The following is a 6,983-nucleotide window of genomic DNA, read 5'->3' as shown; positions in this document are numbered from 1 at the left end:
CGGCGCGACGGCCGCGGGCCTGTCGCAGGGAGCGATCGATCGCATCCATGACATCAGCGTTCACCATCGAGATCTCGTCGATCACGAGGGTGTCGATCGCGTTCAGCAGCTTGCGGGTGGCATCAGGATGCTCGAGGTCGGCATCCGCGATGAGGCCGATCGGCAAACGCAGCAGAGAGTGAATCGTCTGGCCTTCGACGTTGAGGGCAGCGACACCGGTGGGCGCGCAGACGGCGATCTGTTTGCTCGTCCGGTAAGACAGGTGCTGCAGGAGCGTGGACTTGCCTGTTCCGGCGCGACCAGTGACGAAGACATGGTCGCGCGTGTCTTCGATGAGCCGGAACAGCGCCTCTTGCTCTGCGGAGAGTTCGGGCGCCTGCACCGGGCCATGCTACCCAGCGCACGCCGCGACAGGGCGTCCTCACAGCGGGTCGTTTCTAGACTGGTGCCGTGAGCACCACGGGGGAGAAGGCGTCGGGCAGTGCTGCCACCGCGCCCGACTCGACGGTCACGGTGGACTCTGCGCCGCGCGCGTCGCATCGCAGCCGCGGGGATGCGCGCCGCGCCGTTGCCGGCGACCTCGTGATTCTCTCGGCCATCGGCGCACTGCTCATCGCCGCTTTCATCGCGGCGGGCGCGACGCTCTACGCCCAGTTCTACGGCCCGTCGGCGTTCGTGGTCCGCTACGCAAACCTGCTCGCCGACGGCAACGCCACGCAGGCACTCGCCGTGCCCGGAGTCGCGGTCTCATCTGCCGACCTGGAGGCCGCCGGCCTCCCCGCGGACGCCTCCGAGGACTTCCTGCGATCGAGCGCACTCGGCGATCTCAGCGACATCCGCGTCGTCTCCGAGACGAACACCGGCGACACCATCGCGGTGACCCTCGCGTACTCCGCGGGCGGCCACGAGGCGTCCACGACATTCTCGGTCGAGCAAGACGGCATGAACGGGATCTTCCCCCGGTGGGAGTTCGCGCAGAGCCCGATCGCGGTGATGGATCTCACCGTGAACGGCTCGTCACAGTTCGCGGTGAACGGCTTCAGCGTGGACAAACGGCAGGTCTCACCGGACGGAGCCGCCGCCGACCTGTCTGCGCCGATCCCCCTGCTGGTGTTCTCACCCGGCATCTACTCGGTGACCGTCGATACTCCCACAGCCACCTCACCGGGCGTGGCAATGCTCTCGGACGTCCCGTTCACCAGTGTCCCGGTCACCGTCACCGCAACGGCATCCGACGAGTTCGTCGCGCTCGTGCAAGAGAAAGTGGATGCCTTCCTCGACGAGTGCACGCAGCAAGAGGTCCTGCAGCCCACCGCCTGCCCGTTCGGGTTCGACCTCACCGACCGCATCGTGACCCTGCCGACGTGGTCGATCGTGCAAGACCCGACCGTCTCGCTCGTCGCCGACGGCGCCGGGTGGCGCATCGCCGAGTCAGCCGCCATGGCCCACATCGAGCTTCGCTCCCGCTCGCTGTTCGACGGCAGCGTGAGCGATGTCAGCGTCGACGTCCCCTTCGTCGTCACGGGAACGATCGACATCCTCCCCGACGGCACGGCATCGATTCTGCTCGGGTGAGGCAGGGCCGCGCTCAGCGGCCGACGCGTGAGTCCCGCTCGGCGAGCTGAGCCAGCCGTGCGTTGTACTCCTCGAGCTCGGCATCCGCTGTGCGATCGGCCTGCCGGTCCTCGCGCCGTTGCGCTCGCTCGTCGCTGCGGCTCCACTGGATGGCAACCGTGATCGCCAGGATGAGGGTGGGGATCTCTCCGATCGACCACGCGATGCCACCGCCGATGTACTGGTCTTCGAGCGGCGTCGCCCCCCACGTGCGTCCCATCGCACCAAACCACTCGGCGACCATCAGCCCGCTGTTCATCATGATCGCGATGCCGAAGAAGGCGTGCATCGCCATGACCCCGAGCAGGATGAGCAAGCGGACTGGGTAGGGAAGGCGGTAGGGGACCGGATCGATGCCGATCAGCGACAGCACGAACAGATACCCCGTGATCAGGAAGTGGAAGATCATCCACTCATGCCCGAGGTGGTCGTACAGACTCCAGCGGAACAGGTCGGTGTAGTAGAAGAGCCAGAGCGAGAGAACGAAGTTCCCCGCGGCGAAGAACGGATTGGTGACGACCTTCGCAAACGGCGTGTGGATGGCCCAGAGGATCCACTCGCGGCCGCCGCGCGTTCCGTCATCCCGCTTGCGCACAGCTCGCAGTGCGAGCGTGACTGGAGCACCCGCGACCAGCAGCAGCGGAATGCCCATCGTCAGCGCCATGTGTCCGAACATGTGCACGCTGAACAGGTACTCCTGATAGACGTTGTGCGCACCGTTGGTGATCCACGCGAGCATGACGAGGCCCGAGAGGAACAGCACCGTGCGATACAGCGGCCACCGGTCGCCGCGCGCGCGAAGGCGCCACACGCCGGCGAGATAGAAGAATGCCGCAAAGGCACACAGCAGTGCCCACAGGAGGTCGATCTCCCACGCGGCCACCCACTGCCACGGCGTCAGCTCGGGTGGTAGCGCCGCGCCCGTAAGGAACTCGGCCGGCGTACGCAGTTCGGGCAGCGAAGTATCGACCGGCGGCGGGGTCCGCGCGAGCGCGACGGCGGCGCCGCTGGCAAGTCCCATGAACCCGATCTCGGCCAGGATCAGCCACCAGAAGAACCGGGATGCGCGGCTCTCGCGAAGTCGATCGATCAGCCGAAGCCGGTACCAGGCGCCGAGCAGCCCCATGGCGACGAGGGCAACGATCTTGACGGCCAGGATCGCGCCGTATGGCGAGAGCATCGCTTCCCACGTCACGACGCCGATGACGCCGCGCACGTACCCGGATGCCGCAACGACGACGAACGCGACGATCGCGATCGTCGAATAGCGACGCAGCACCGTCGTCATCCGATCCGTCGGCAGCACCGGGCGGATGACGATCAGCAGCATCAAGCCACCGAGCCAGAGCGCTGCTCCCTCGATGTGGAGCACCGTCGCCATCACGGCGGCGTTGTGGTTGGCCTCCTCACCCGAGTGACCCTGCGTGCCCACCGGCACGAGCGCGGCGATCGCGAGGAGGGCGACGAGGAAGGTGCCCGTCCACGAGCGGACCGCGAACGTGAGAACCGTGAGCACCGCCCCGAAGATGGTGGTGAGCAGCCACGCCCGGCCGAGATCGGTGTCTGTCAGGAACCTGCCGAACTGCGAACCGAACTCGGGGCCGAGCGCCACCTGGGCGTTGAAGGCGTCGATGAACGTGAAGAACCCCGTGACGCCGGCTGCAACGGTGAACACTGCCGCCGAGACGGATGCGACATCCACAGAGACAGTGAAGGCCTTATCGCCGGCTTTGAGAGCGAACAGGGCCAGGATGAGCGATCCCAGCATCCCGGCCGCGGCGAGGTTGAAGACCAGCGTCGCTGTCGGCAGACCCCAACGAACGACGGGTCCCGCATCCGCGATCACCAGCGGCGCGGCGCCACCACCGTACGCAAGGGCGGCGACCATCACGACGACGGCGACCGTCACGAGCGTCGCCGGGCCGATCGCCCGCAGCAGGCGGGAATCCATCCCCTCAGCCTACGCGCGCGAAAGGGGAGCATCCGCGGACGGACGCTCCCCTTTCGAGGTGAAGACGAAGGGTCTTACTTGGCAGCAGCCTTGAGCTTGGCGCCAGCCGAGACCTTGACGCGCTTGCCAGCGGGGATCTTGATCTCCTCGCCGGTCTGCGGGTTGCGGCCCGTGCGAGCGGAGGTGGCGACCTGCTCGAACGAGACCCAGCCCGGGATCGACACCTTGCTGCCCTTGGCGACGGCCTCGGCGACAGTGGTGAACAGCGCGTCGACGACGCCCGAAACGGTGGCCTGGCTCTGACCGGTCGCGCTCGCGATGCTCGCGACGAGCTCGGTCTTGGTGATGGACTTTTCAGCCATTGTGGTTGTCCTCCAAGGCGGTGAAGTCCCCGCCCTCGTGCATGGACCGAAAGCTGGTGGCTCTCGGCTGGTCTCTTGCCGACCGACCTCGAATATACCCACGAACCCCGGAATTCCGCGGATTTACGCGGTATCGGCATCCGATTCGCGGCGTGTCGTGTCACGGGAGTGACGCGTGTGACTGCCGTGACTGCCCACGACCAGCGGCGCTCGATTCTCGCGACCCGACGCGAGAATCCGTTTGGGCGCCGAGAATCCTCTCGGGAACCCGGCATGTGGCGCCGAATCGGATTCTCGGCGCACGTCGCCGCGGGAACGCGAAGGGCCCGACATCCGTGAGGATGCCGGGCCTTGGCGTTCGCGAGCTGGCTTACCAGCTCGACAGTGCTTGTTTGCGGGCTGGCTTACCAGCTCGACTTGGTCACACCGGGCAGCTCGCCACGGTGAGCCATGTCGCGGAAGCGCACACGCGAGATGCCGAACTTCGTCAGCACACCGCGGGGGCGACCGTCGATCGCGTCACGGCTGCGCAGACGCACCGGCGACGCGTTGCGGGGAAGCTTCTGCAGGCCGACGCGGGCGGCTTCACGCTGCTCGTCGGTTGCGTTGGGGTCCACGAGCTGCTTCTTGAGCTCGAGGCGCTTGGCTGCGTAACGGTCGACGACCGCCTGGCGCTGCTGGTTACGGGCGATCTTGCTCTTCTTAGCCATGGATCAGCGCTCCTCTCGGAATTCGACGTGCTTGCGGATGACCGGGTCGTACTTCTTCAGCACGATGCGGTCAGGGTTGTTGCGGCGGTTCTTGCGCGTCACGTAGGTGTACCCCGTGCCGGCGGTCGAGCGCAGCTTGATGATCGGACGAACGTCCTGAGCCTTCTTCGCCATTAGAGCTTCACACCCTTCGCGATCAGGTCCTTCACAACCGACTCGATGCCGCGCACGTCGATCACCTTGATGCCCTTGGCGGACACGTTCAGGGTGACCTTACGACCGAGCGAAGGCACGTAGTAGGTCTTCTTCTGCACGTTCGGGTCGAAGCGGCGCTTCGTCCGGCGGTGCGAGTGCGAGATGTTGTGACCGAAGCCGGGAACCGCTCCAGTCACCTGGCACACTGCAGCCATGGTGATGTCTCCTTCTGTACCGTGAGGCCGGACGGCCCCACCCAAGATCCCTTGTCTGCACCCCGCACTCGACAGACCATTTCTGGCCGGATGATGAGGGAAGGGCACGAACTGCGTGCTGGAGTGCGCGCAGACAAAGAGTCAGTCTAGCACGGCGGCTGGGCGCGCCCCTTCTGCACCCCGGCCCCAGCGGAACGCCGAGACCGTGGGATCTCCCGGGATCCAGAACCGCCAGGGGTAGGCATCCGTGCCCGCGATTCCGGCGACCCCGACCCGCGGCCCGGTCGCCACGGGCGCCAGTGGCTCCTCGCGCATGAGCAGCCGCGCGACGGCCCCGGCACGACCCATGCCTGCGACGGCATCGATGCCGTCGTGGGCCGCGTGACGCAGACCGAGGCTCTGCCCGAGACGGCCGGGCCCGCGTGCGAGGTCCCGCGCGGGTCCCGGTTCCCTTGCCCCGAACCGGCGTCGCATCGCGACCTCAGCACCCTCGACGATCTCGCCAGCCCGCAGCAGCACACCACCGGCGACGCCCGCCGGTGCACACACGACGTTGACGCACGAATGGATGCCGTGACTGAGATACACGTACAGGTGACCCGGCGCCCCCCACATCGTTGCGTTCCGGGCGCTGCGACCCGACCGCGCGTGGGATCCGGGATCGGGAACCTCCCCTGTTCCAGCGCCGTGGTAGGCCTCGACCTCGGTGAGACGGGCAACAACGCGCTCCCCGCCGAGCTCGACGACCAGATGCGCACCGAGCAGTGTCGGCGCGACCTCCACCGGTAGGCCGGATAGGTCCGCGCGCGTCGCCGGACGCAGTCCGTCGCGGTTCTTCACCGCCACGACACCGACTGGCGGCACCACGAAATCGACGAGCCAGCCAGCGCGACGAGTTCGCGGGCTTGGGAACCATCGCCCCGCGGAAGTTCGACGATGTGGGTCTCTACCGTGGCGGGCAGGGGCAGCTGGTAGGTGTCGTACGGGTTGGATGCCAGGTCGGGCGCCACGAGCATCGCCGCGTACTGTCCGCTTGGCGACACGCAGGTCTGCAGAACCGCGTCAGTATCGGGTGCCGAGAACACCTCCGTCGACGTCCCGGCGTCATCGACGAGGACGACGGATGTCGCGCCGGTCGGCAGGCCGGTGTCGGCAATCGGGAACGTCGTGCGCAGGGTGCCGCCGCGCGGGAGCGGCATGACGCTGCCGATCACTGCCGGGTCGTCGCCGACATTGAGCGGTGTCTCCTCGCCCGTGAGCAGATCGAGCACGACGAGTCCGTCGACGCGCTCGACGATGGCCTGGGCGGTACCCGGGGCAATGCCATCGATCGCGAGCGCGAGCCCGAGCGCTGTCGGGGCCGATCCGTCGGGAGCCGTCAGCAGCAGCGTGCCATCGAAGGCGACCAGCAGCACGCTGTCTGTATCGGGCACGAACGACCACTGTGCGACCCGCTCGTCGGCCCCTGCGACGACGACCTTCGTAAGGTCGGCGGTCGGCGTGTCGAGGGATGCCGTGTAGAGCGCCGATTCGTCACCGATACCCGTCCCCACCGTCGCCGAGGTGAACAGGTACCCGATCCGCTCCCCTCGGTCGGCGATCTGCAGGTCAGCAATGTATCCGGTGCCCGGCAGGGTCAGCTCGACCGGATTCTGCCCGTCGAGGTCGGTCATGATGAGCGCGCTCTCGCCGTCTTCGTCGACGAGCACGACGAGGTGGTCGCGGGTCGCGCGATAGTCCTCGATGTGCGGGTGAGCGAACACCGCGACGGCTGCCTCGCCGGTGAGGTCGGTGCGGAAGATGGTGTCGCCGTCGACCGTGCCGCGCTGCAGCAGGAACACCTCGCTCGGCGGGGTGGTGAACGACTCGGTGATCGTGGATGACGGGCCACCCGAGACTCCGGTCACCCCGTCGATCGTGACGGTGTATTCGGTGT

At 67.2% G+C, this 6,983-nt stretch carries 9 protein-coding genes; 1 reads left to right on the top strand and 8 read right to left on the bottom strand.

Features of this window, described 5'->3' with window-relative positions; genetic code table 11:
- Positions 1-382, bottom strand: a 382-nt coding sequence (locus Q1V87_RS05260) for an AAA family ATPase (protein WP_300591136.1), incomplete at its 3' end; no start/stop codon positions are given.
- A 68-nt stretch (positions 383-450) separates the two neighbouring features.
- On the opposite strand from Q1V87_RS05260, the gene Q1V87_RS05255 reads away from it, so the two are divergent.
- Positions 451-1,575, top strand: coding sequence for a hypothetical protein (locus Q1V87_RS05255; protein WP_300591135.1), 1,125 nt, complete (start codon positions 451-453; stop codon positions 1,573-1,575).
- Between the two features lie 13 nt (positions 1,576-1,588).
- On the opposite strand, the gene Q1V87_RS05250 is transcribed toward Q1V87_RS05255, so the two are convergent.
- The 7 genes from Q1V87_RS05250 to Q1V87_RS05220 all read right to left on the bottom strand — a co-directional run.
- Positions 1,589-3,565 carry a cytochrome c oxidase assembly protein gene (locus tag Q1V87_RS05250; RefSeq protein ID WP_300591134.1) on the bottom strand — a complete coding sequence of 659 codons (1,977 nt, stop codon included), beginning with the start codon at positions 3,563-3,565 and terminating at the stop codon, positions 1,589-1,591.
- Between the two features lie 74 nt (positions 3,566-3,639).
- Complete coding sequence (locus Q1V87_RS05245; RefSeq protein ID WP_195692545.1) at positions 3,640-3,927, bottom strand: HU family DNA-binding protein; 288 nt, start codon at positions 3,925-3,927, stop codon at positions 3,640-3,642.
- A 404-nt stretch (positions 3,928-4,331) separates the two neighbouring features.
- A complete protein-coding gene (gene rpsN, locus Q1V87_RS05240) occupies positions 4,332-4,637 on the bottom strand; it encodes a 30S ribosomal protein S14 (RefSeq protein ID WP_292707051.1) in 306 nt (101 codons plus the stop codon).
- 3 nt (positions 4,638-4,640) lie between these two features.
- On the bottom strand, positions 4,641-4,811 hold the full coding sequence (gene rpmG / locus Q1V87_RS05235) for a 50S ribosomal protein L33 (protein WP_005051772.1): 171 nt from the start codon (positions 4,809-4,811) through the stop codon (positions 4,641-4,643).
- Complete coding sequence (rpmB, locus tag Q1V87_RS05230; protein WP_195692548.1) at positions 4,811-5,047, bottom strand: 50S ribosomal protein L28; 237 nt, start codon at positions 5,045-5,047, stop codon at positions 4,811-4,813. The genes rpmG and rpmB overlap by 1 nt, the downstream gene beginning before the upstream one ends.
- A 141-nt stretch (positions 5,048-5,188) precedes the next feature.
- On the bottom strand, positions 5,189-5,887 hold the full coding sequence (locus Q1V87_RS05225; RefSeq protein WP_300591137.1) for a DNA-3-methyladenine glycosylase: 699 nt from the start codon (positions 5,885-5,887) through the stop codon (positions 5,189-5,191).
- Positions 5,884-6,983: hypothetical protein (locus Q1V87_RS05220; protein WP_300591133.1), on the bottom strand; the 1,100-nt coding region annotated here is incomplete at its 5' end. The genes Q1V87_RS05225 and Q1V87_RS05220, both read right to left, overlap by 4 nt.

This window comes from Microbacterium sp., assembly GCF_030149085.1.
Lineage (GTDB): Bacteria > Actinomycetota > Actinomycetes > Actinomycetales > Microbacteriaceae > Microbacterium.
This window is presented reverse-complemented; position numbering and strand designations above follow the sequence as displayed.

What these genes read in the sequence shown, in the direction of transcription:
- Q1V87_RS05250 (WP_300591134.1), bottom strand. Translation starts at nt 3,565, where the DNA reads ATGGATTCCCGCCTGCTGCGGGCGATCGGCCCGGCGACGCTCGTGACG.
- rpmG (WP_005051772.1), bottom strand. Translation starts at nt 4,811, where the DNA reads ATGGCGAAGAAGGCTCAGGACGTTCGTCCGATCATCAAGCTGCGCTCG.
- Q1V87_RS05245 (WP_195692545.1), bottom strand. Translation starts at nt 3,927, where the DNA reads ATGGCTGAAAAGTCCATCACCAAGACCGAGCTCGTCGCGAGCATCGCG.
- rpsN (WP_292707051.1), bottom strand. Translation starts at nt 4,637, where the DNA reads ATGGCTAAGAAGAGCAAGATCGCCCGTAACCAGCAGCGCCAGGCGGTC.
- rpmB (WP_195692548.1), bottom strand. Translation starts at nt 5,047, where the DNA reads ATGGCTGCAGTGTGCCAGGTGACTGGAGCGGTTCCCGGCTTCGGTCAC.